Origin of the sequence: Streptomyces sp. NBC_00223 (assembly GCF_036199905.1) — a bacterium.
Classification (GTDB): domain Bacteria; phylum Actinomycetota; class Actinomycetes; order Streptomycetales; family Streptomycetaceae; genus Actinacidiphila.
On sequence record NZ_CP108109.1, the window covers coordinates 7557270 to 7582229 of the forward strand.

Annotated in this window: 10 protein-coding genes and 1 pseudogene; 1 reads left to right on the forward strand and 10 read right to left on the reverse strand. The window is 74.6% G+C overall.

The window, feature by feature from the left end:
- Window positions 1-5: 5 nt before the first annotated feature.
- The 8 genes from OHA30_RS32180 to OHA30_RS32215 all read right to left on the reverse strand — a co-directional run bounded on the left by OHA30_RS32180 (window position 6) and on the right by OHA30_RS32215 (window position 14671).
- Window positions 6-1862 carry an MFS transporter gene (locus tag OHA30_RS32180; RefSeq protein ID WP_328917385.1) on the reverse strand — a complete coding sequence of 619 codons (1857 nt, stop codon included), beginning with the start codon at window positions 1860-1862 and terminating at the stop codon, window positions 6-8.
- A gap of 66 nt (window positions 1863-1928) precedes the next feature.
- Window positions 1929-2288: a hypothetical protein gene (locus OHA30_RS32185; protein ID WP_328917386.1), complete on the reverse strand. Its 360-nt coding sequence runs from the start codon at window positions 2286-2288 to the stop codon at window positions 1929-1931.
- 103 nt (window positions 2289-2391) lie between these two features.
- On the reverse strand, window positions 2392-3843 hold the full coding sequence (locus OHA30_RS32190) for a glutamate synthase-related protein (protein ID WP_328917387.1): 1452 nt from the start codon (window positions 3841-3843) through the stop codon (window positions 2392-2394).
- Entirely contained in the window at window positions 3840-4889 is a 1050-nt protein-coding gene (locus OHA30_RS32195) for an asparagine synthetase A (RefSeq protein WP_328917388.1), read from the reverse strand. Before OHA30_RS32195 ends, OHA30_RS32190 begins: the two co-directional genes overlap by 4 nt.
- A gap of 97 nt (window positions 4890-4986) precedes the next feature.
- On the reverse strand, window positions 4987-6459 hold the full coding sequence (locus OHA30_RS32200) for a methylaspartate mutase (RefSeq protein WP_328917389.1): 1473 nt from the start codon (window positions 6457-6459) through the stop codon (window positions 4987-4989).
- Window positions 6456-6956 carry a cobalamin B12-binding domain-containing protein gene (locus tag OHA30_RS32205; protein ID WP_328917390.1) on the reverse strand — a complete coding sequence of 167 codons (501 nt, stop codon included), beginning with the start codon at window positions 6954-6956 and terminating at the stop codon, window positions 6456-6458. The genes OHA30_RS32200 and OHA30_RS32205 overlap by 4 nt, the downstream gene beginning before the upstream one ends.
- 210 nt (window positions 6957-7166) lie before the next feature.
- Entirely contained in the window at window positions 7167-7373 is a 207-nt protein-coding gene (locus OHA30_RS32210; RefSeq protein WP_328917391.1) for an MbtH family protein, read from the reverse strand.
- A gap of 95 nt (window positions 7374-7468) precedes the next feature.
- Window positions 7469-14671, reverse strand: a complete 7203-nt coding sequence (locus OHA30_RS32215; RefSeq protein WP_328917392.1) for a non-ribosomal peptide synthetase — start codon at window positions 14669-14671, stop codon at window positions 7469-7471.
- A 466-nt stretch (window positions 14672-15137) separates the two neighbouring features.
- Here OHA30_RS32215 and OHA30_RS32220 point away from each other — a divergent pair, with 466 nt between their 5' ends.
- Window positions 15138-16280, forward strand: a complete 1143-nt coding sequence (locus OHA30_RS32220; RefSeq protein WP_328917393.1) for a DUF6183 family protein — start codon at window positions 15138-15140, stop codon at window positions 16278-16280.
- A gap of 425 nt (window positions 16281-16705) precedes the next feature.
- On the opposite strand, the pseudogene OHA30_RS32225 reads toward OHA30_RS32220, so the two are convergent.
- Together OHA30_RS32225 and OHA30_RS32230 are read right to left on the reverse strand one after the other, a co-directional pair.
- Window positions 16706-22993: pseudogene (locus tag OHA30_RS32225) on the reverse strand (condensation domain-containing protein); the annotation flags it as partial.
- A gap of 138 nt (window positions 22994-23131) precedes the next feature.
- Window positions 23132-24958 carry a non-ribosomal peptide synthetase gene (locus OHA30_RS32230; protein ID WP_328917395.1) on the reverse strand — a complete coding sequence of 609 codons (1827 nt, stop codon included), beginning with the start codon at window positions 24956-24958 and terminating at the stop codon, window positions 23132-23134.
- Window positions 24959-24960: the final 2 nt, after the last annotated feature.

The following is a 24960-nucleotide window of genomic DNA, read 5'->3' on the forward strand; positions in this document are numbered from 1 at the left end:
CTGCCTCACACGGATGCGGGGGCCTGCGCGGCCGGCGTGGTGGGGGTTGCGGCCTGCGCGGCCGTGTGCAGGGGGGCGGTGCCGGAAGGGGTGATGTGTGCGGGTCCGGCGCCGGCCGGTGCGGGGGCTTGCGCGGCCGGGCGTACGAGGCCGGTGGTCGAGGACGCGGACAGCGTGTGGGCCTGCGCGGCCGGTGTGGTGGGGGTGGTGGCCTGTGCGGGGGCCTTTGCGGCCGTGAGCAGGGGGGTGGTGTGTGCGGGTCCGGCGCCGGCCGGTGCGGGGGCCTGCGCGGCCGGGCGTACGAGGCCGGTGGTCGAGCGCGCGGCCTGTGCGGGGGCCGCGCTTCCGGTGGCGTGCGCCGGACCGTCGGTCTCGGGCCGGGCGGTCGACGCCTGCGTGGTGGCGAGGACGAGGGGTGCGGGGGAGTGGCCGGGCCTCGTGGGCCGTCCGGCGGGTTCGGGGCGGGCGTCGGTGGTCGGGACGGGTGCGGCCTGGGCTGTGCGCCCTCGTTCCGCCGCCTCGTGCCGGGTGGCCGTGGTCGTGGCCCGCGCGGGGGCGGGGGCGTTCACCGGCGTGATGACCTTCTCCGGCTTCGCGGGAGCGTCCGCGTCCGGGTCCGTGTCCGCCTCCGTGGGGATCGGATGGCGCAGGGCCACCATCGCCGCCAGGGGGGAGCCGAAGGCGATCGCGCCGCAGATCAGCCAGGTGGTCTGGACGCCCAGGCCGATGGCGAGGCTGCTGAAGATCGCGATGGAGATCGGAGCCGTGCCGATGCCCGAGAGCGACAGTGTCGACATCGCCGCGCCCATCCGGGAGGCCGGCGCGGCCTGCTGGTAGACCGTCACGATCGCCGGGCCGTTGAGGCCCGACAGCAGGCCCACACCCGCCGCCACCGCGGTCAGCGAGAGCACCGACGGCATCAGGGCCATCACCAGGATGCCGACCGACAGCCCGAGCCCGGTCACCACCAGCCGCACGAACAGCGAGATGCGGTGCGCCATCACCGCGCCCAGCGCGCTGGAGCCGAGCGCGCCCGCGCTGAACGCAGCGAGCACGATGCCGACCGCGCTCACCCCCCACCCGCGCTCCGAGACCAGCGACGGCAGGGCCACGTCGGCGGGCCAGCCGAAGGCCAGGTCGAGGCAGAAGGAGGCGATGAACATGTAGCGCAGCCGGGGATTGCGGACCAGGAGGTGGAAGCCGTCGGCGGACCGCTTGAACATCGACACACCCGGCTCTCGGCGCGGCGCCTTGAACCCCTTGGTGACGTACAGCAGGCAGCCCAGCCAGATCAGCCCGGTCACGGCCGCCGCCAGCAGCGCCTCCCACAGCTGCCCGACGCTGATCAGCCACGCGCCGATCGGCGCGCCCACGATCGGCGCGATCCGCAGCACCATCGCGTACAGCGAGTTGGCCCTGCCCAGGTGCTCGGGGGCGGCCAGTTGGGGCATCAGCACGCCCGAGGCGGGACCGGAGAGCCCGAGCAGCGCGCCCTCGGTCAGTCCGACCACGATCAGCTGCCACAAGTGGTCCGCGGAGTACGTGATCAGCGCCCCGACGGCCAGCACCACCGCCCGCGCCGCCGTGGTCCGCAGCAGCACGAACCGCGGGCCGAGCAGATCGGTGACCGCGCCGCCGAAGATCAGCATCAGCGCGCGCGGAATGGTCGACGCCAGCATCAGCATGCTCACGGCGCTGGTGCCGCCGATCTGCACGGCGGTCCAGTTCATGGCGATCAGCAGCGCGAAGCTGCCGCCCTGCACCACCGCCTGCCCGCTGACGAGCGCGCTCACCTTGCCCCAGTGGACGGGGGCCGTCCGTGGCACGGGACCGGGCGGGGCGGATCGGGGCGTCGTGTCCATGGGATCACCTGTTCTGTGAAGGGAGGTCGTGAGGAGGGGAGTCGCGCGAAGGACGGCGGTCGGTGCTCAGGGCCGGCGGTGCGCCCGGACCCGTACCCGGGCGGTGCCGCGCCCGCCGCGCAGGGTGGACTCGACGGCGAGCACCGTGGCCCGTCGCTGCGCCGCGGCCAGCGCCCGCCGCAGGGTCCGCGGCACCCGCCCGTACGTCCGCAGGTGCAGCAGCCCGCCCTGGTACGACCGCCCGGCCACCGCCAGCGTCCGTACGGCGACGGCGCCGGCCCACGCGGCCTGGCCGGGCTGCACGGCGACGACGGGGGTCTCGGAGAGCTGGAAGCGGGCGCGGACCGTACAACTCCCGTACGAGGCGGGGTGGCTGGTGCCCGGCGGCCGGGCCCGCGCGGGGCCGCCCTCGGCCAGGGGGTTCATGACCGGCCGCCCGGCGGCGCCTGCCCGGTCGCGGGGACACCGGACCCGGCCGCCGGGCCCGTGGCCGACAGGCTCACGTCCGCCGGGCTCACGGCCGCCCGGCTCACGGCCGGCCTCCGACCGGGGCCGCGTACGGGTACGCCGGGGCGTCGTACGGGCGCGGCTGCCAGAGGTCCTCCGGGGTCAGCGCGTCCACGTCGTACTTGCCGAGCGCGCTGATCAGCAGCCGGGCCTCCAGGGACAGCGCGTCCACCAGCCGGACCAGGCCGTCCCGCGGGTCCTCGTCCACCGCGATCAGCGCCGCCCGGCCGAGGCCGACCGCCCTCGCGCCGAGGGCGAGCGCCCGTACCGCCCGGCCGCCCTCCCACATCCGGCCGGTGGCCAGCAGACAGCCGTCCGGCCGGCCGATCCTGCGCAGGCACTCGGCCAGGCTCAGTCCGACCTGGTCGAGGAAGACCCGCGGCGCCCAGCCGGAGCCGCCCTCGGCGCCGTCGACCGTCACCGCGTCCGCGCCGGCCCGCCAGGCGGTCGCCGCCGCCTCGCCCACGTCCCGGCCCGGGTGGAACTTCACCCAGACCTTCGCCCGGGGGAAGTTGTTGCGCATGAACCGCAGTTGCTGCCGGACGATCTCCTCGGTGAAGGTCCCGGGGCTGGCGCAGCGCAGCCGGTACGCGGCCGGACCGCCGCTGCCGCTCGTCTCGCCGTCCGTGTCCCGCTCGCCGCCCTCCTCCCGGTCCCCGCTCTCGTCGCTGTCGCCGTCCGCGCTCGCCTTCCGGGCCTCGGCCGCGCCTTCGCCGGTGAAAACGCCGGTGGACTCGCCGGTGAACGCGCCGGTGGATTCGCCGCCGCCCAGTACGTCCCGGACCGCGAACCGTCCGGCCAGCCGGGCCGCCTCCGCCGCGCCCACGACCGTCATCCCGCCCAGGCCCGGCTTGGCGCCCTGGCCGATCTTCAGCTCGAAGCCGAGCCGCCCCGACTCCAGGAGCGGCCGGGTGGAGGGGTCGCTGTAGACGAGGTTCCAGACCTCGGAGTCGGCGTCCTCGGTGGACTGCTGGACGACCACGCCGCCGACGCCGTCCGCGACCGCTTCCGTGTACGCGGCGATCCGGGCCAGCAGCGCCGAGCGCGTACCGTCGCCGCCGCCGCGCCGGTAGCCGTGGACCGGGACCATGTTCTCGCCGATGACCATCGGGATGCCGAGGCGTGCGGCCTGGCGGCTCGCGGCGACACCGAGGTCGCCGCTGCCCGCCCGCGTGGAGCCGAACGCCGAGAGGAACAAGGGGAGTTCGCTCGCGAAGCCGCCGACCGCGGCGCGCAGGTCCACGTCGTCGTGCAGTGGCTCGCGGCCCAGCTCGATCAGTTTCTCCAGCCGTTGCGGCATGAAGACCGGCGGGGCCAGTCGTGCGTGGTCCAACTCGTCCGTGGATGGGGTCGGTTGAGCGCCGAAGAGTTCACGGCCGTAGGCGTCCGCCGGGGGGAAGACCTCCGCCGTGCCGCGCCGGGCCCTGGCCCGTACCTCCCGCTCGGGGAAGCCGGCCGCGCGCAGCCCGGTCACGGCGCCACCGTCCCGGGGAGCTTGGGGTAGGCGCTGACCTGCCACAGCGCGTCCAGTCCGGTCAGGAAGCGGACCAGCCGCTGGACGCCCATGCCGAAGCCGGCGGACGCCGGGATGCCCTCGCGCGCGAGGTCCAGGTACCAGGCGTACTTGGCCGGGTTCTCGCCGCTCTCCCGCATCCGGGTCACGATCGTGGCGTAGTCCGACTCGCGCTCGCTGCCGCTGACCAGCTCGCCGTAGCCGCCGTGCGCGATCAGGTCGAAGTTCCGCAGCACGCCCGGGTGTTCGGGGTCCTCACGGTCGTAGAAGCCGCGCGAGCCCTTGGGGTAGTCGTTGACGAAGAACGGCCGGTCGGCCGCCAGCGAGAGCACCTTCTCGCCCGCCCAGTCGATCTCCGCGTCCGGGCTCTGCGTGTGGCCCCGGGCGGCCAGCCGCCGTACGGCCTCGGCGTGGGTGGTCACCCCGAACGGGCCGGCCAGCAGCTCCGCGAAGTCCGCCTCGTCCCGGCCGAGTTCACGCAGCACGTCCGGCACGGCCGTCCACACGTGGCCGACCACATGCGTGAGCAGCCCGGCGGCGATGTCCTGCACGTCGTCCCGGCTCGCCCCGGCCATCTCGACGTCGATCTGGTGGAACTCCACCAGGTGGCGCCCGGTCCCGGCGGTCTCCGGCGGCTCCACCCGGACGTTCGGCGCGATGTAGAAGAGCTTGCCGAAGCCCCGCAGCGACGCCTGCTTGTAGAGGATCGCGCTGGTCATCAGCTTGTACGGGTGTCCGTAGTAGTCCACGTCGAGCGCCTTGGCGCCGCGTCCGCCGGGGTCGGTGACCGGCCCGATCAGCGGCGGCAGCAGCTCCGTGAAGCCGATCGCGCGCAGGAACTCCCGTGCGGCGTACAGCGCTTCCTGCTGCACGAGCATCGCCGCCCGCAGCCGCGCCGAGCGCAGATGCTCACCGAGCGGCGGCGGCAGCGGTACGGCGTCGGCCGTGGCCCGCGGGTCGGGTCCGGGCGCGGTCACGGGGGCGGGCGGGGTGACGGTCTGCTGCATCTCGACTCCCGGTCGTTGGGGGTGCGTTGCCAGGGGGTGTGCGCGAGGTGGATCGGTCGGGCCGGGTCAGGCGGCGGGCGGGCCGGACGGCGGGCGGTCAGCCGGGCGGGCCGTGGTGCCCGTGCTCGTCGGGCCGGCCGCGAGGGTCGCCGGGGCCGGGCCGCCCGCGAAGACCGCGAGGACGGTGAGGTCCGGGCCGGTCCGTGGCGTCGTACAGGTCGGGCCTGTCGTGCCGCTGGGCGACGGTGTACAGCGCGGCGAGCAGCCCGTCGGCCGTCAGCGCGCGCGGTCCGCCGGCCGGGGCCGGACCGGGGGCCACCGGCATCGCCCCCACCCGCGACCAGCGCAGCCGCCCGCCGGCGTCCACGAAGCTGCGCGACCGGCCCGCGTTGTCCGGGTGGAGGCAGTACGGGATGTCCAGATAGCCCCGGTCGAAGGCGATCCGCAGCGCGGCCCCGGTCTCCTTGCCGATGCCGAGCACCGCCTCGACGAAGGCACGGGCCTCGACGTACACCTCGCTGTCCTCCAGGACCTCCGGAGCGTCCGCGCCGGCCGGTCCCATGAGGCCGTCCACCCCGTACGGGGAGTCCAGGGCGTCAACTCCTGTGCCGGACGGCCGAGGTGACGGCCACTCGGCCGCCGCGGCCGCGGCCGCCACCTCCAGCGCGCGGACGTTCTCCCCGACGGTCGGGATGCGGTGCGCCTCGGCCGCCGTCTTCACGATCAGCCGCTGCGCCCCCGCAAGCACCGCGAGCCGCGCCGAACTGCGCAGCAGCCGGTACGCGCCCGCCTCCGTGGCCGGGTAGACACCCATGTACGTGTAGAGCACCACATGCCAGTCCACGGCCGGCGGCAGGAACTCCGCCGCCAGCCGCCGCAGCGCCCGTACCGCCTCCGTGTCCTGGGCACGGTCGGTCTGCTGCGCGTAGCTGAGCGAGATCTCACGGATGCCGTGCTCGACGAAGAACAGCCCCTCCAGCAGGCTCAGCGCCACCAGCAGCCCGGGCGGGCACAGCTGGCCGAGCATGCAGCCGCCGAAGGTCTCCAGGTGCGGCACCCGGGGCGGGGGCGCCAGCTCGGCCAGCAGCTCGCAGCCGCGCGCCCAGTTGTCGACCGACTCGCGCAGCGGCGTACGGCCGTACGGCAGGCAGTACGACACCGGGCCGCCCTCGGTGGCGTCCAGGCCCGCGGCGGTCAGCGCCCGGATGATCGCCTCGGGCCTGGAGGAGCCGTGCCGTACCTGGACCGGGAAAGAGTCGTCCCGCACCCCCGCCAGCAGCGCCCGGGTGCGCTCCACCGGGTGGGCGGTGATCGGGTAACCGTTGAGCGGGACGCCCTCGGCGAGGGCCGCGCGGGCGCCCGCCAGGTCGCCGACCCGGGTGTAGCTGTCGATGGTGAGCGTGCCGACCGTGGTCGCGGCCGCGAACCGGGTCCGCTCAAGCCCCGCGCGCATCCGTACCGGATCGCCGAAGCCCATCCGCGGCTGCACCACGAGCTGTCCGGCGGCCGCCGCGTCCGCGACGAACCGCCCGAAGGACCGGGCGGGGGCGGGGCCGCCGGGCCCGGTCACGCGCTGCTCCCGGCGGGCAGGACGGCGTCCGGGCGCCCGCCCTCGGCCCGCGTACGGTCGGCGCGCGGGCCGAGGGCACCGCGCGCGGTCGCCGTGAGGAAGTCCCGCAGCCCGTCCAGGTCCCCGTCGTCGAAGACCGCGTCGCAGCCCGCCGCGAGCAGCAGGGCCGCGCGCTCGGGGTCGCGCTCGCCCGCGACGCCGAGCTTGCCGCCGACGACCAGCGGCGTGCCGGCCAGCGAAGGTTCGGCGCGCAGCCGGGTGACGGCGGTCAGGCCGTCGCGGTAGCCGTGCCCGTTGACGCTGCTCATCACGACCAGGTCGGGGCGGTGCCGGCGGCAGCCCTCGGCCAGCAGCTCGCCCGTCACACACGGACCCAGGTTGACCACCCGGTGCCCCAACTCCTCCACGAAGAGCTGGAGATAGACCAGATTCCAGGTGTGGGAATCCGACGCGGTACCGGTCACCAGCACCTTGAGGCCGGCGGTGGGGAGCTCCATGCGATGTCTCCGGGAGGTCGTCGAGGAAAGGGGGGAGATTCCTCGCTGCGTAGGACGAATATAGGCTTCGGCGGGGCGGCCGAGAGGAAGTTGCGGCGGCAGAAAAGCGGAAGCGGAATCAGGATTTCGGCCAGCGAAAAGGCCGTTCCCGGCGGCAGATGGGCATGCCGCCGGGAACGGCCGGGTCGTTGTGCGGAAAAGCGGTCTCGATTACGCGTACTGGGCGGTCAGGCTGCTCGGCCGGATGTCGGTCCAGTGCTCCTCGACATAGGCCAGCGCCTCCTCACGGCTGCCCTCACCTCGGACAACGGTCCAGCCGGCCGGGACATCGGCGAAGGTCGGCCACAGCGAGTGCTGGTTCTCGTCGTTGACGACCACGTAGAAGGTGCCCTCGTTGTCGTCGAAGGGATTCGTCATTTCTGCTCCTCGGAGAAAGGGAAAGCGGGGGACCGTACGCAGATCAAGGGGTTGTGCGTCGAGCAGGCGGAGCGGGGAAAGCGGAAGTGTGGGATTCAGGCGTTCGGGGACAGCGAGAGGTCGCTCTCGTTGAGGCTCTGGAGTTTCTCGGAGAGCACCCGGCCGATGTGCGCCATCGGTTCGGTCTCGGCCATGCGCAGATGCGGGCAGTCGATTCCGTGGTTCTCCACCGGTCCCTCGATGAAAGGCGCCCATTCCATGGCCAGGGAATCGCCCGGGTCGAGCGGCTGCCGGGCGGTGAAGAACAGCAGATCGGTCGCCACCCGGCGCGGCGCGTACAGCGGCAGGATCTCCGCGTGGTCGAAGGAGGCTTCGATCACGCCCCGGATCTCGTCGTCGGAGAAGTCGGCGAGCACCATGTCCCTGCGCCGCATCCGCTCGATGCCGGCCGCCATGTCGAAGGGGGCGTTGGAGCCGTCGTCCAGCTCGGCGAAGAGCAGATCCCGCTTCTCGGCCTCGGTCAGCGGCACCCGCTCCGGCTCGGTCGGCATCGGGCGGACGTCCATCATCGCCACCAGTTCGGCCCGCTCGCCCAGCTCCTCCAGCCGGGCCGCCATCGCGTGCGCGACCGTCCCGCCGTACGACCAGCCGAGCAGCCGGTACGGGCCCCACGGCTGGATGGCGCGGATGCGCTCCAGATACTCCTCGGCCATCTCCTCGACGTTCTGCGGCGAGTAGCCCGGTTCGCTCAGCGCCCGGGTCTGGAGGGCGTACAGCGGCTGGTCGGTGCCCAGGTGCGCGGCCAGTCCCGCGTACGACCAGCCGACGCCCGTGCCGGGGTGGATGCAGAACAGCGGGCGCTGCGAGCCGCGCGGGCTCAGCGGGAGCAGGACGCCCATCGGGTCGCCGTCGTCCGCGCGGTCGCCGAGCAGGCCGGCCACGGTGGGGGAGCGGAAGAGGTCGCGCACGCCGCGCTCGATGCCCAGGACGGTCCGCATCCGGCTCATCAGCCGCACCCCGAGCAGTGAATGGCCGCCCAGCGCGAAGAAGTTGTCGTCGATGCCGACACCGGATACGTTCAGGATCTCCGCGAACAGCCCGCACAGCACCTCCTCGCGCGGGTTGCGCGGGCGGCGGCCCGACGGGGTGGAGCGGATCATCGGCGCGGGCAGCGCCTTGCGGTCGGGCTTGCCGTTGACGGTCAGCGGGATGCTGTCGACCAGGACGACCGCCGACGGGACCATGTGGGCGGGCAGTTCGGCGCCCACCGCGGCCAGCAGCTCCGCCTCGGTGACCGCGGCGCCCGCGCGGGGCACCACATAGCCGACCAGCCGCTTGTCGCCCGGCCGGTCCTCGCGGACCACGACCGCGGCCTGCCCGGCCGCCGGGTGACGGGCGAGCGTGGCCTCCACCTCGCCCGGCTCGATCCGGAAGCCGCGCAGCTTGACCTGGCCGTCGGCCCGCCCGATGAACCGCAGTTCGCCGTCCGGCTGCCAGTGCACGAGGTCGCCCGTGCGGTACATCCGTCCGCCGTCCGCCGCGAAGGGGTCGGCGACGAACCGCTCGGAGGTCAGCCCCGGCCGGCCCACGTACCCGCGGGCCACGTGCGAGCCCGCGATGTACATCTCGCCGGGCACCCCGGCCGGGACCGGGCGCAGCCGGGCGTCCAGGACGTGAATCCGGGTGTTGTCCATGGGCACTCCGAGGTACACACCCCTGAACTGCCGTCCCTGGGCCGGGAATCGCTGGAAGTGCGAGGCGAAGGTGGTCTCGGTCGGGCCGTAGGAGTGCACGACCGTGGTGTCCGGGCAGTGGTCGAGCACCCTGCGCAGGGCGGCCGGTGACGCCACGTCACCTCCGGTCCACACCTCGCGCAGCCGGGCCAGGGTGCTCAGCCCCTCGTCGGCCATGATGTGGAACAGGCCCATGGTGAAGTACGCGGCGGTGACGTCGTGGGCCCGTACCGTGCGGTCGATCTCGGCCACGTCGGTGCCGTCGCCGGGGGCCATCACCAACTGGCAGCCGCCCAGCAGCGGTACCCACAGCTCGTACGTGGAGGCGTCGAAGCCGATCGCCGAATGGACCAGCATCCGGCGGTGGTTGGCGAGGTCCCAGGCCCGGTCGGCGGCCAGCTCGACCACATTGCGGTGGGTCACGCCGACGCCCTTGGGCCGGCCGGTCGAGCCGGAGGTGAACATCACGTAGAACACGTCGTCGTCGCCGACCGGGATCCCGGGGTCGGTGACCGGGGTGCCGGGCGGCACCGGGGAGTCGGCGGTCAGCACCCGCGTCCCCGCCGCCCGCTCCTGCCCGACGATCACGGACGGCAGATGCGTCTCACGGGTCAGCAGCACCCCGGCGCCGACGTCCGCCATCATCATCCGCACCCGCGCCTCGGGCAGCCGGGGGTCCACCGGCACATACGCGGCGCCGGTCCTGGCCACGGCGAGCGCCGAGACCAGCAGATCCGGCACCCGGTCCATCAGCACACCGACGGCGCCGCCGCGGGTCACCCCGGCGGCGATCAGCCGGTGCGCCAGGGCGTTGGCCCGCGCGTCCAGCTCGGCGTAGGTGAGGGTGTCGTCCTCGTACGAGACCGCGGTCCGGTCCGGGAGGCTGCGGGCGCGGGCGGCGAACGCCTCGTGCACCAGACCGGTCCCGGCGGCGGGCCGCGCGGTGTCGTTGTACGCGCCGAGCCGCCGCTCCTCGTCCGCGGTGAGCAGTCCGATGTCGTCGACCGGCCGCCCGGGCGCCTCCGCGACCGCCCGCAGCGTACGGGCCAGGCGGTCGGCGAACAGCTCGGCGGTGGCCGGGTCGTACACGTCGGTGGCGTACTCCAGGACCCCGGTCAGCCCGGCGGGGGCGCCGTCCGCGTCCTTCGTCTCGTGCAGCGACAGCGTCAGGTCGAACTTGGTGAACGCGGTCTCAAGACCGGCCGGCGTGCCCGACAGCGGCGATTCCGCGCCGGTGGCGCCCTCGGCCGGGTGCACCTGCACCATGACCTGCACCAGCGGGTGGTGGGCGGCCGACCGCTGCGGGTTCAGATGCTCCACCAGCCGGTCGAACGGCAGGTCCTGGTGGGCGTACGCGGCCAGGTCGGTCTCCCGGACCCGGCCGAGCAGTTCGGTGAAGGTCGGGTTGCCCGAGGTGTCGCAGCGCAGCACGAGGGTGTTGACGAAGAAGCCGACCAGCCGGTCCAGCGCCTCGTCGTCGCGGCCGGCCACCACCGTGCCCAGCGGCAGGTCGGTGCCCGCGCCGTGCCGGGTCAGGGCCGCGGCGAGCGCCGCCTGCACCACCATGAACAGCGTGGCGCCGCTCTCGTGCGCGATCCGCGCCAGCGCGCGGTGGGTGGCGGCGTCCACCGCGAGCGGCGCCTGCGCGCCGCGGTGCGAGGACTCGGCAGGCCGGGTGCGGGCCGAGGGGAGTTCGAGCACCGGCGGAGCGTCCGCCAACCGGTCCTTCCAGTAGGTGAGTTGACGGGCCGTCACGCTCTCCGGGTCGTCGGCGCTGCCGAGCGCGCGCTCCTGCCAGATCGAGTAGTCGGCGTACTGCACCGGCAGCGGTGTCCACCGCGGCGGCCGCCCCTGCGCGCGGGCGGTGTACGCGTCGGCGAGGTCGGTCAGCAGCGGCTCGGTCGACCAGCCGTCGGCGGCGATGTGGTGGACCAGCAGGACGAGGGTTTGCGGGCCGCCGTCGTCGGTGTCGATCAGCCAGGCGCGGAACGGGATCTCGGCCGCCAGGTCGAAGACATGCCCGGCCGCCGCGTCCGTCGCCGCCGCCAGGTTCGCGGCCGTCGTCCGCACGAGTCGCAGCGCCGGCCGTACCCCGCCCAGCACCCGCTGGCGCGGCTGACCGTCCGGCGCCGGATAGACCGTCCGCAGGATCTCGTGCCGCTCGGCGACATTGGCCAGCGCGTCGGCGAGCACCGCCGGGTCCAGCGGCCGGTCGAGGCGCAGCGCGAACGGGATGTTGTACGACCTGCTCGCGCCCTCCATCTGGTCGATGAACCACAACCGGCGCTGCGCGTACGACAGTTGCACGCGCTCGGGCCGCTGGGCGGGGACCAGCGGCGGGCGGCTCCCGGCGGCCGAGAGCCGGCCGATCCGGCGGGCCAGCGCGGCGGGCGTCGGCGCGAGGAACAGGTCCCTGATCCGCGCCTCCACACCCAGGACGGCCCGGATGCGGTTCATCAGCCGTACACCCATCATCGAGTGGCCGCCCGAGGTGAAGAAGTCGTCGTCCGGGCCGATCAGGTCGTGCCCGATGACCTCGGCGAACAGCCCGCACAGAATCTCCTCGCGCGGTGAAAGACCGGTCCTGACCACGGCCGGGGCCGGTCCGCTCGCCCGGGCGGCGGCGACCTTCGCGCGGCGCGCGGCCAGGGCCGCGGCCTCCTCGCCGGTCAGCAGCTCCAGCTCGGCGAGCCGCGCGCCCGGGGTGTGGGCCAGCGCGCGCAGGGCCCTGACGTACAGATCGAGCAGCAGCCCGGCGGTGTCGGCGTCGAAGAGGTCGGCCGCGTACTGGAACCACACCTCCAGCCCGGCGGGCCGGTCGTCCGCGTCGCGCAGATCCACACACGACACGCTCAGGTCGAACTTCGCGGGATCAAGACCGGTCGGCAGGAACCGCCCCTCGAACGGCCCGAGTCGCGCCCCCTCGTCGGCGCCGCCCTGCACGGTCAGCATCACCTGGAAGAACGGGTTGTGGGCCAGCGAGCGCTCCGGGTTGAGGTGCTCCACGACCAGGTCGAACGGCACGTCCTGGTGCGCGTAGGCGGCCAGGTCCGCGTCCCGTACCCGGTCGACCAGCTCGGCCAGCGGCACATCGCCCGACACATCGGTGCGCAGCACCAGGGTGTTGACGAAGAAGCCGACCAGGTCGTCAAGGGCCTCGTCACCGCGGCCCGCGACGGGGGTCCCGATCGCCAGGTCCGGCCCCGCCCCGGCAGCGGCGAGCGCGGCGCCCAGCGCGGTCTGCATCACCATCAGCAGGCTCGCGCCGCGCTCGGCGCCGAGGTCGAGCAGCCGCGCCTGGGTGTCCGGGTCCAGCCGGCCGATGAGCGTGGCGCCCTCGTTGCTGGGCTCGGCGGGCCTCGGCCGGTCGGCCGGCAGATCCACGACCGCCGGAAGACCCTCCAAAGCCTCGTGCCAGTAAGCGAGTTGACGGTGGGCGAGACTGTCGGCGTCCTCCGGGTCGCCGAGCGAGTCGTGCTGCCACAGCGTGTAGTCGGCGTACTGCACCGGCAGCGGCTGCCAGGCCGGCGCCCGCCCGTCGGCGCGGGCCGCGTACGCCGTGGACAGGTCGCGCAGCAGCGGGGCCACCGACCAGCCGTCGGTCGCCACGTGGTGCAGCAGCACGACCAGCACCGACGTGCCGTCCCCGGGGACGAACAGCCACGCCCGCAGCGGCAGTTGGCAGGTGATGTCGAACGTCTCACCGGTCCGGGCCGCGACCAGCGCGTCCACCTCGTCCGGCGCGCACTCCTCGGTCACCACCCGGACCGGGGGCGCGTCCAGCACATGCTGGTACGGCTCCGCGTCGGCGGCCGGGAAGACCGTGCGCAGCACCTCGTGCCGCGCGACGACGTCGGCGATTGCGGCGTCGAGGGTGTCCGCGTCCGGCACGCCGTCCAGCCGCAGCACGACCGGCGCGTTGTACGTCGCGGACGGGCCCTCCAGCCGGTTGAGGAACCACAGCCGGCGCTGCGCGTACGACAGCGGCACCCGGTCCTCCTCGGGGAGCAGCGCGCCGTCGAAGTCCGGTACGGTCTCCCGCTCCCGGGCGGACGAGGCCCGGACCTGGGTGACCCGCAGCAGCTTGCGGTCGATCTTCCCCGAAGCGGTCCTGGGCAGCGCGCCGACCAGGCCCACCGCGTTCGGCACGGCGGCGGGCGGCAACTGCTCACGGGCCAGCGCCCGCAGCCCGTCGGCGCTCACACCGGCCGCGGCCACGAACGCCACCAGGCGCTTCACCCCGTCCGGGCTCTCCTGCACCACCACGGCCGCCTCGCGTACCCCGGGGTGGCCCGACAGCACGGACTCGACGGACGCCGGGTCGATCCGGTGACCGTTGATCTTCACCTCGTCGTCGCGCCGGCCCTCGTAGCCCAGCTGCCCGTCCGGCCGTACGGTGACCAAGTCGCCGGTGCGGTAGGCGCGTTCGCCGTTCAGCTCGGTGAACCGGCGTTCCGTCAGCTCGGGGCGGCGCAGATAGCCGCGGGCCAGTCCACCGCCGAGCAGCAGGAGTTCGCCGTCCACGACCGCCGCCCGTACCCCCGGCAGCGGCAGCCCGATCGGGATCGGACCGCCCTCGTACCCGGACAGGTCGGCGACCGTCGCGACGACCGTGGCCTCCGTCGGCCCGTACGTGTTGAGCAGCCGCACCCGCGCGCCGACCGTCCGGCACCACTGCGCGACCCGCTCGGGCAGCGCGGCCTCGCCGCCGATGATCACCGTCCGCAGGGTGTCCGGGAGCCGGGCGGTCCCGGCGGCCAGCGCGTGCGCCAGCTCGTGCCAGTACGCCGTGGGCAGGTCGAGCACCGTGATGCCGTGCTCCGCGCAGCCCGCGAGCAGTCCTGTCACGTCCAGCATGTCGTCGTCGCGCAGCACCAGCGTGCCGCCCGAGGTGAGCGTCACGAAGATCTCCTCGACGCTCGCGTCGAAGTGCAGCGGCGCGAATTGCAGGACACGGTCGTCCGCGCCGATCCCGTACCGGGCCGCCGCGCCCTCGGTGAAGTGCGCCAGCGCCTCCCGGCCGACGACCACGCCGTTCGGCGTGCCGGTCGACCCGGAGGTGTGGATGACGTACGCGGCGCCCGCCTCGACGCCCGGCCCGTCCAGCACGACATCGCCGGCGGCGGCGAGTGCGGCCGGGTCGGGCGCGGCGGCGTCCCCGCAGCAGTCGGCGAGGATCGCGGCGTTGCGGGCGGGCGGCGCGCCCGGATCGAGCGGTACGTACGCGGCGCCGGTCCGCAGCACGGCCAGCAGCGAGACGATCGCGTCCAGGCCGCGCGGGCGGCACACCGCCACGAGCCTGCCCGGGCCGGCCCCGGCCTCGACCAGCGCGTCGGCTCGGAAGGCCGCTGCGAGCGCCAGCTCCCCATAGCTCACCCGGCGCCGGCCGTCCACGACCGCCGTCCGCTCGGGCGCGGACGCGGCCCGGGCGGCGATCCGTTCCGTGACCGAGGGCCCCGGCCCGCCGCCCGGCCCCCCGTCGAGCACCACCACGGACGGTTCGGACGCGTCCCGCGACGGTTTCTGAGAATCGGTCGCGGTCGTCGGCTGGCCGGTCGAGGGCATCGCGGTTCCTCCAGACAGAGGGTGGGTGACGGTCGACGTCGTACGTTCGGTGGAGGGCAGGAGCAGGAGAGGAGACCGCGGGAAGATTCCTCTCGGCTCCGTGCGTCCAGGCTAGGTTCGGCGCCCGGGGCGGGTCGGCACAGATTGCGGCACGTTCCGCCCCCGCAGTGCCGCCCCGAACTGCCGCAGCCGCCCTCCGGGCAGGACCCGCGGATACGTCCGCCGCCCGCGGGTGGCGCTCGCCTCCCCCGGGCGGGGCGGGTCCGGTACGCCGCCCGCGCACGGCTGCCGGGCGGGCGGCCACGCCCGTGCCCGCTGGTCGGTGACAGCTCGGGCAGCGACATGGCCGGGCGGCCACCCCCGCCTGCCCCGACGCGGCGTCGCGCCTGCCGGGGAGCGGGTCGCGTGCGGCGCGACGGCCGGAAAGGCGCGGGCGGCGGCCGCGCCGGGAATCTAGGCTGAGGCGGTGGCTGATCGGATAGCGAAGATCGTGCGGAAGTTGCCGAAGCTGAAGGACGTCACCGGCGTGTGGAAGGAGGCCGACCGTCATCTGGAGGCGGGCGACGCCGCCTTCGTGGCGGACCTGGGTATCGCCCTTGCCGAGAGGTACGCCCCCAACGCCGACCGGGGATGGCAGTACAGAAGCGTCTTCAGCCGTCTCCTACGGATGCTCATTCTGGCGGAGGGGCCGGAGAGTCTCGCGCAGGCCCTCCGACTGATCGCCGCGCCGGCGGTCGGCGGCCGGGCTCTGGACCGCAAGGCGGCATCGCTGCTCGTCTCCAGCCGTACGGCTGAGGAGTTGACCGTGGCCTTCACCGAAAGTGGTACGTCCGGGAGCGCTTCGGAGGAGCTTCGCGCCTGCCTGGTCCACGAGTTGGTGCTCAGAGGCGTGGCCGTCGCCGAGGTGCCGGGCATCGCCCGTTGGGCGACTTCGTCACACTGGACCCGTCACCCACTCGGTCGGCTGCCCCTCACCCGGTCCGAGGTGGAAGAAGACGCCGATCTGCCGGACTACGGCGTGAACGGTGGCAGTTACTCGCTCCCGTACGGGCCGGTCGAGAGCGGAGGCCGAACGGCGGTTCCCGGGGCGCCCGTTCCCGCGGCGACGGAGACGACGACCGAGGCGGAGGGCACGGCCGTGGTCAAGGCCGTGGCGAACTGGGTGGAGGAGTCCAACGGGCGGACCGAAGCACGGATCTTCGCCCTCGCCGAGCCCCTGAACGGCGACACGGTTGCGAGTGCGATCGTGGCGCTGGGACTCGACTGCCTGAAGGGGACGGGCAAGGAGAGGAAGTTCTCGGCGTCCTCCATCGCGCCGGCATACGCATGGCGTGTGCTCTTCGCCGCCGCGTCTACCGGCGGCGCATACAACTCGGGCATCCTCGGCGCATACGGCCGCCTGGCGGCGTGGCAGTCGCTCGCCGGTCTGTCCGGTGCCGCGGAGGGAGCGACGTTCGGCGAAGTCGAGCAGCGGGTACGGGACTGCGCCTGGTACGGCTTCGACGCCGACACGAAGTGGTTCAAGCGGGTGGCCTGGGACCTCGGCCTGGCGGCTGTCACCCCGGACGGTCGGCGGCTGGCCGTGCTGGCGGCGACCGACACCGACTGACGCGGGCGCGCTTGGGCGCGGTCCGGTTCGGTCCGGGGAGGCCGCCGGACCGCCGGCCGACCGGCGCACGGGCGGCGCCGGACCCGCTGCGGCTTGGCAGGGCGGCCGGTCGGCCGACCGGGGTGATTGCCCGGCCGCCGGGCACGTATCGCGTACTTCCTGCCTGCCGCCGGGGACGGGGGTGTCACCTGTACAGGGGGTGCCCCCGTGACGGGTGGGACCGTTGCCCTGCGGGTCAGCGCGGCCCTGGTGACGCGGAGCTATGGGCCGCGGCTGCGGGACTGAGGGGTGGCAGAAGGCGGGCGCGCGGGTGCCCCCGGCCGCCGGGAAGGGGTGGCGGGCCGGGGGCGGGGGCGTTGCTCCGAGGGGCGCCGGCCCCGCGAGGCGGCGGGGCCGGGGTCGTAGGGGTGTCCGCGCCGGAGGCGTTACGTGCGGAGGCGCGCTCCCCCGTTCGTACGGCGCCGCAGCGTGGGGCGGTCCGCCTCGGGCGCCGGGCCACCGGCAGGCCCCTCCGCCGCCGCTGCCGCGAACCACTCCGCCAGCGCGGCCACCGTCGGATGCCGGAAGACGTCCCGCAGCGTGATCTCCTTGCCCAGCTCCGCGCGGACCCGGTTCACCAGCCGCACCGCCAGCAGTGAATGCCCGCCGACCCGGAAGAAGTTGTCGTCCGCCCCCACCTCCTTGCCGGACAGCACCTCGCTGAACAGCCGGGACAGCGGCTCCTCCCAGCGCCCGTACGGCCGACCGGCCGCACCCCGCTGCTCGGCCTCCCCGGGCGCCGGAAGAGCCCGCCGGTCGAGCCGCCCGTCGGGGCCGACCGGCAGCGCGTCCAACGCCACCACCGAGGACGGCACCAGATACTCCGGCAGCCGCTCCGCCGCCCACGCCTGCACCTCGGCCTCGGCAGGCGCCGCGCCGCGCGGTACGACATAGGCGATCAGCCGCCGCTCACCCGGCTCGTCCTCCCGTACGACGGCGGCCGCGGCCGCCACCCCCGGGTGCCGGGCCAGCAGCTCCCCGACCCGGGCGGTGTCCATGCGGTAACCGCCGATCAGGTCGTCGCTCCCGTGCGCCGGAAGGGCCCGGCGCAGCTCACCGTCACGGCCGAACACCGCACGCTCGCCGGTCCGTACCATCCGGTCGCCCGGGGCCCCGTACGGATCGGGCACGTATGTCCCCGCCGTCGCGCCGGGCCGCAGCGGGAAGCCGTCACCGGCGGCCGCGCCGCGCAGATACACCTCACCGGGGATCCCCGGCGGGACCGGCCGCAGCCGGTGGTCGAGCAGCACCGCCGCCCCGGCCGGCGTCAGGCCGGACAACGGGCGCACCGGACCCAGCGCGCACGTGCCGCCGGACAGCAGCGCCCCCCACAGCGACCGTACGAACTCCTCGGCGCCGACCGCGAAGCCGATGCCGGGGGCGTCGGGCGGCGGCGAGGCGGCCAGCGTACGGTGGGTGAGACGCACCGCGTACGGTTCGCCCGCCGGGTCCACGGCCAGGCACACCGCGGCCGCGTCCAGCGGGTCGACCGCGGGCAGCCGAACTCCCCTGGCGGAGCCGGCCGTCAGCCGCTCCAGATACAGCACGCGCGGGGCGCCCCCGGAGCGGGACAGCGACCGCCGGGTCAGCAGGACCGCGCAGCCCGCCGCGTCCAGCGCCCGCCCGAGATCGGGCCCCGGGCTCAACAGAAGGGGTGTCGCACCGGACTTGAGGACCGCGAGCGCCGCCACGACCTGCTCGGTGCCGCGTTCCAGCAGCACTGCGACCACCTCGCCCGCGTCCATCCCCTCCCGGACCAGCCGCCGGGCCAACACGCCGGAACGGGCCTCCAGTTCGGCATAGGTCAGAGCGTCACCCCGGTGGGAGACGGCGATCCGGTCCGGCGTGCGGCGGGCCCGGTCGGCGAAGAGCTCGTGCACGGGCCGGCCGGGACCGGGCAGAAGGGCCGCGGACGCCGGCCCGCCGGGGGCGAGATCGTCCAGCGCGAGCCCGGGGTCGGCGGCGACCGCCCGCAGAGTGAACGCCAGCCGCTCGGTGAGCAGTTCGGCAGTCGCCGGGTCGAAGAGATCGGTGGCGTACTCCAGCACTCCGGACAGCCCGCCCGGCGCCCCGGCCGCGTCCCGCGACTCCGTGAGCGCGAACGTCAGATCGGTCTTCGCGCGGTCCGCCCCCACCGGCAACTGGACCCCGGCGAGCGGCGATTGGCCCTCCGGCGCGGAGGCGGCCGGGTGTACCTGGAGCATGACCTGCACCAGCGGGTGGTGCGCGGACGACCGGTGCGGGTTCAGATGTTCCACCAGCCGGTCGAAGGGCACGTCCTGCGCGCTGTAGGCGGCCAGATCGGTGTCCCGCACCCGCCGCAGAAGCTCGGTGAAGGGCGGGTTGCCACGTGTGTCGGTGCGCAGCACCAGGGTGTTGACGAAGAAGCCGACCAGCGGGTTCAGCGCGTCGTCGCCGCGCCCGGCGACGGTCGTACCGAGCGCGAGGTCGTCGCCCGCGCCGTGGAGCGTCAGCGTGGCGGCGAGCGCGGCCTGCACGACCATGAAGAGCGTGGCACCGTTCTCCTGCGCGACCCGGGCGAGCCCGCGATGCGTGGCCGCGTCGAGCCCGAAGGGCGTGAGCGCGCCCCGCCCGCTGGGCTCGGCGGGCCGCGGCCGGTCGCCCGGAAGCTCCATGACCGGCGGAAGCTCCGCCAATGTCTTCGTCCAATAGCCGAGTTGACGTTCCATCAGGCTCTCGTCGCCCTCGCCGAGCATCGCGCGCTGCCAGAGCGTGTAGTCGGCGTACTGCACGGACAGCGGCTCCCGGCGGGGGGCGCTTCCGGCGGCCCTGGCCGTGTACGCGTACCCCAGATCCGCGAGCAGGCAGTCGAGGGACCAGCCGTCACCGGCGATGTGGTGGATCAGCAGGACGAGCGTCTGCCCTTCGTCCCCGTCCGTGTCGAACAGCCAGGCGCGGAACGGGAATTCGGCCGCCAGGTCGAAGACATGCCCGGCGGCCGCGTCGACCGCAGCCCCGAGCCGGCCCGCCGCGATCCGCTCGACCGTGAGCGGGGGCCGTACTCCGTCGAGCACCCGCTGATACGGCTCGCCGTTCACCACCGGGTAGACCGTGCGCAGCACCTCGTGCCGCTCGGCGACATCCGCGAGGGCGTCCGCGAGCACCGCCGGGTCCAGCCGCCGGTCCAGCCGGCGGACGACCGTGATGTTGTACGTGGCGCTGGGCCCCTCCAACTGGCCCACGAACCACAGGCGTCGCTGGGCGTAGGAGAGCGGCATACGGGCGGGCCGTTCGGCGGGCGGGACCGGGACCAGCGCGGGCCTGGCCGCCGCCGACGCGTCCTGTTCACCGATACGGCGGTGGAGCCCGGCCGGGGTCGGCGCGAGGAAGAGGTCACGGATGCCGACCTCCACGCCGAGGACCGTACGCAGCCGGTTGACGAGCTTGCTGGCGAGCAGTGAATGGCCGCCGCTGCGGAAGAAGTTGTCGTCGGGGCCGATGTGCTCGCGGCCCAGCACCTCCGCGAACAGCCCGCACAGGATCTCCTCGCGCGGGTCCATCCCCACGCCACTGCGGGCGGCTGGCGCGTCGGGCACGGCTGCTGCGGCCAGCCGGTCCCGGCGCGCGGCGAGCCCCGCCTCCTCCTCCGGCGTCAGCGCGACCAACTCCCCGGCCGGCGCGTCGGGCGCGGCGGCCGCGAAGGACTCCAGCGCCCGTACGTACAGGTCGAGCAGCAGCCGCGCGGTCTCCTCGTCGAAGAGGTCGACCGCGTACTGCACGCCGAGGTCGAGCCCGGCCGGCTCGCCGTCCGCGGTGTACGCCTCGCCGCAGTGGAAGGTGAGGTCGAACTTCGCCGCCGCCAGATCCGTCGACGTCGGCCGCGCCGACGCGGCGCCCAGCGACACGGCGGCTGTCTCTCCTTGATGATGCGTCACCATCACCTGGAAGAAGGGGTGATGGCCGAGCGCGCGGTCCGGGTTCAGATGCTCGACCAGCAGATCGAACGGCACGTCGTCATGGGCGTACGCGGCCAGGTCGGTCTCCCGGGCCCGCTCGACCAGCGCGCGGAGCGTGGGCGCGCCCGACAGGTCGGAGCGCAGCACCAGGGTGTTCACGAACAGCCCGGCCGACTCGTGCAGGTCCTGGTGGGCGCGGCCCGCGACGGGTGTGCCGAAGGCGAGGTCGTCGCCCGCGCCCGCCGCCGACAGGGCGGTGGCCAGCGCGGACCTGACCACCATGAAGAGCGTCGCGCGGGCGGTCCTGGACAGCGCGAGCAGGCCGCGGTGGGTGCGCGCGCTCAGCCGGCCGGCGCTGAGCGTGGCCCCCCGTCCGCTGGGCTCGGCGGGCCTCGGCCGGTCGGCCGGAAGGTCGACGACCGGGGGAAGGCCGTCCAGGGCCTTGGACCAGTAAGCGATCTGACGGGTGATCAGACTGTCCGGGTCCTGGTCGTCGCCCAGCAACTCCCTTTGCCAGAGGGTGTAGTCGGCGTACTGCACCGGCAGCGGATCGAGACCGGGCGCGCGACCGGCGGACCGGGCCTCGTACGCCCGCGCGAGGTCGGCGAGCAGCGGTCCGGTGGACCAGCCGTCGGCGGCGATGTGGTGGAGGAGCAGCACGAGCGTCCGGCCGCCGGAACCGGCGCCCGGGCCCGGGTCCAGCAGCCAGGCCCGGAACGGGATCTCGCCCGCCAGGTCGAAGACATGCCCGGCCACCGCGTCGACCGCCGCCGCCAGGCTCTCCTGGCTGGTCTCGACCGTCTCCAGCGCGGGCCGGGCCCCGGCCACCACCGTCTGGTACGGCTCGCCTCCCTCCGCCGGATAGCGCGTGCGCAGCACCTCGTGCCGCTCGGCGACGTCCGCGAGGGCGTCGGCCAGCACCGCCGGGTCCAGCGGACCGTCCAGCGGCAGCACGATCGGCACGTTGTACGCCGAGCCGGGCCCTTCGAGTTCGTTGATGAACCACAGGCGGCGCTGGGCGTACGACAGCGGGACGCGCGCGGGCCGTTCGGCGGTCGGGACCGGTCGCAGCGCGGGTCTGGCCGCCGCCGACCCGTCCAATTCGCCGATACGGCGGTGGAGTCCGGCCGGGTTCGGCGCGAGGAAGAGGTCGCGGATGCCCAACTCCACGCCGAGCGCGGCCCGGACACGGTTGACCAGCTTGCTCGCGAGCAGCGAATGGCCGCCGCTGCGGAAGAAGTTGTCGTCGGGGCCGATGTGCTCGCGGCCCAGCGCCTCCGCGAACAGCCCGCACAGGATCTCCTCACGAGGGGTGAGCGCACCGGCGGACGGAACAGCCTCCGCCTCCGCCCGGCCGTCCGCCGCCACGGCCTTCGCCGCCGCCAGCCGCCGCCGGCGCTCGGCGAGCCCCGCCGCCTCCGCGTCGGACAGCAGCCCCAGCGCGCTGATCGGCACGTCCGGGTCGGCCGCGAAAGCCCGCAGCGCCCGCAGCAGCAGATCGAGCAGCAGCCGGGCGGTCCCGTCGTCGAAGAGGTCCACGGCGTACTGCACGCCGAGGTCCAGCCCGGCCGGCTCCCCGTCCGCGCCGGACGCCTCCGCGCAGGAGAAGGTCAGATCGAACTTCGCCGCCGCCAGATCGGCCGCCGCGAGCCGGGCCGTCAGCCCGCCCAGCGCCACCGCGGCGTCGTCCTCGGCGGACAGCAGGGTCAGCATCACCTGGAAGAAGGGATGCCGGTCAAGAGAACGTTCCGGGTTCAGATGCTCGACCAGCAGGTCGAACGGCAGATCCTCATGGGCGTACGCGGCCAGGTCCGCGTCACGCACCCGGTCCACCAGCGCGTCGGCCGTCGGGTCGCCGGACAGATCCGTGCGCAGGGCCAGCGAGTTGACGAAGAAGCCGACCAGGTCGTTCAGATCCTCCTCCGGGCGGCCCGCGACCGGCGTGCCGATCGCCAGATCGTCGCCCGCGCCCGCCGCCGAGAGCGCCACCGCGAGCGCCGCGCGCACCACCATGAACAGACTCGCCCCCCGCGCCCTGGCCAGCGCCAGCAGCGCGCGATGCGCGTCCGCGTCCGCCCGGGCGGTGAGGGTCACCCCGCGGTGTGTCGGCCCGGTCGGGCGCGGCCGGTCGGCGGGCAGCTCGATGACGTCCGGCAGGCCCTCCAACGCGCCTCGCCAGTAAGCCAGTTGCTCATGGGCGACGCTCTGCGGGTCGGCCGGGTCGCCCAGCATCTCGTGCTGCCAGAGCGTGTAGTCGGCGTACTGCACCGGCAGCGCGTCCCACGCGGGCGCCCGCCCGTCGGCGCGGGCGGCATACGCCGTGGACAGATCGCGCAGCAGCGGGGCCACCGACCAGCCGTCGGTGGCGACGTGGTGCAGCAGCAGCACCAGCACCGACGACGTACCGCCCTCGGGCACGAACAGCCGTGCCCGCAGCGGAAGTTCGGCGGTGATGTCGAACGTCTCACGGGCGTAGGCGGCCACCAGCGCGTCCAGCCAGTCCGGCGCGCAGCGCCCGACACTCAGCAGGCCGGCGCCGGGGGCGTCCAGGATCCGCTGGTACGGTTCCCCGTCGGCGGCGGGGAAGACGGTACGCAGCACCTCGTGCCGCGCGACCACGTCGGCGACGGCTGCGTCGAGGGCGTCCGCGTCCGGCACGCCGTCCAGCCGCAGCACGACCGGCGCGTTGTACGTCGCGGACGGGCCCTCAAGCCGGTTCAGGAACCACAGCCGGCGCTGTGCGAAGGACAACGGGATCACGGTCAGTCTCCGGGGGTGGGCGGAGCGGGACGGGGGAAGAAGGGCGGGCTCAAGGGGGAAGCCGGGGCCCAGGCCCGAAGGGCAGCCGGGTCGGCGAGGGGGCGTGCGCGGAGCACGCCCCCGGCGCGTCGAGCGCTATGCCCCGGGGGCCGCGCTCCCGGCGATCAAGCCCTCGATGTGCGCGGCCAGTTCACGCAGTCGCGGGTGCGCGTAGACGGCCTTCACCGGCAGCCCGACGCCCAGTTCGGCGCGGACCCGCGACACCAGCTTGATGGCCAGCAGCGAGTGCCCGCCGAGCTTGAAGAAGTTGTCGTCGGGCCCGATCCGGGACGCGCCGAGCACGGTCTGCCAGACCCGGCCGATCAGCTCCTCGACCGGCCCGTTCAGCTCGTCCTTCGCGGCTTCCTCCGGCCCGGGACCGGCGGCGGCGGGGGCGGGCAGCGCGGCCCGGTCCAGCTTGCCGTTCGGCGTGGTCGGGAAGCGGTCGAGCGCCACGAAGGCCGAGGGCACCATGTACGCGGGCAGCTCCTCGGCGAGCCGCGCGCGCAGACCCGCCTCGTCCACGGCGGTGGTCCCGGCCCGGTAGTACGCCACCAGGCCCGGCGCGCCGTTCACCTCGTCCCGCACCAGCACGGCGGACTCGGCGACCCCCTCGTACCCGGCGATCACGGCCTCGATCTCCGACAGCTCGATCCGGTGGCCGCGCAGCTTGACCTGCCCGTCCGCCCGGCCCAGATAGACCAGCCGGCCGTCCGGCAGGAGACGGCACAGGTCGCCCGTGCGGTACATCCGCTGCCCGGGGAGCGCGGCGGACGGGCCGCCCGCGTCCGCGACGAAGCGTTCCGCCGTCAGCGCAGGGCGCCGCCGGTAGCCGCGGCCGACCCGCGGGCCCGCCAGATACAGGTCACCCGTCTCGCCGAAGCCGACCGGCTGGAGCTTGTCGTCCAGCAGCCGCGCCCGCAGACCCGGCAGCACCGTACCGATGTGCGGCTCGTCACCGGCCGCGATCCACCCGGCGGTGGTGTCCACCGTGCACTCGGTGGGTCCGTAGAGGTTCACCACGCGCAGCACACCCGCCTCGGTCTGCTCGGCGAGCCGCCGCCAGAGCGCGGGGCTGATCGCCTCGCCGCCGATCAGCAGCGTCATCGGCCGGTGCCCGCCGTCGGCCGACAGCAGGTCCAGCAGTGGGTCGGCGTGCGAGGGCGTGATGTCGAGATCGGTCAGCGCCTGCTCGTCCACCAGCCGGGCCAGCAGCTCCGGGTCGGCCCGGGTCTCCTCGTCGATCATCACGAGGGTGTCGCCGCGGCACACCCGGATCCACTGCTGCACCGAGGCGTCGAAGGACGGCGAGGCGTTCCAGCCGACCCGGCCCGCCTCCGTGACGGCGATGCCCGCGTCCTCCAGCTCGGTCAGCAGTACGGAGACCGCGGACCGGACGATCTCGACACCCTTGGGGCGCCCGGTCGAACCGGAGGTGTAGATGACATACGCGAGCGTGCCGGCCGTGACCGGCACCGGGCGGAAGGGCGCGGCAGAGGTGCCCCCGGCCAGCTCCGCGTACGCGAGGTGCGGCACGTCCGCGCTCAGCGGCGCGGTGTCCGCCCCCGGGACCACCACCAGGTCGGCCGCGGCGTCCGTCACCAGGTAACGGCGGCGCTCGGCGGGCAGCTTGGGGTCGACCGGCAGATACGCGGCGCCCGCGGCCAGCGTGCCGATCAGCGCCGCCACCAGGTCCGCGCCGCGCGGCAGGCTCAGCGCCACCACGCTCTCCGGCCCGATGCCGCGCGCGGTCAGCCGCCCGGCGATCCGGGCCGCCTCGGCCCGCAGCGCCCCGAAGGTCAGCGTACGGTCGCCCGCCACCACGGCCGGCCGGTCGGCGGGCACGGCGGCCAGCCGGTCCAGCAGATCCACCGGCGCCTGGTCGGTGAACTGCCGTGTGCGCTCAGGAAGTACGGCGGTCATCG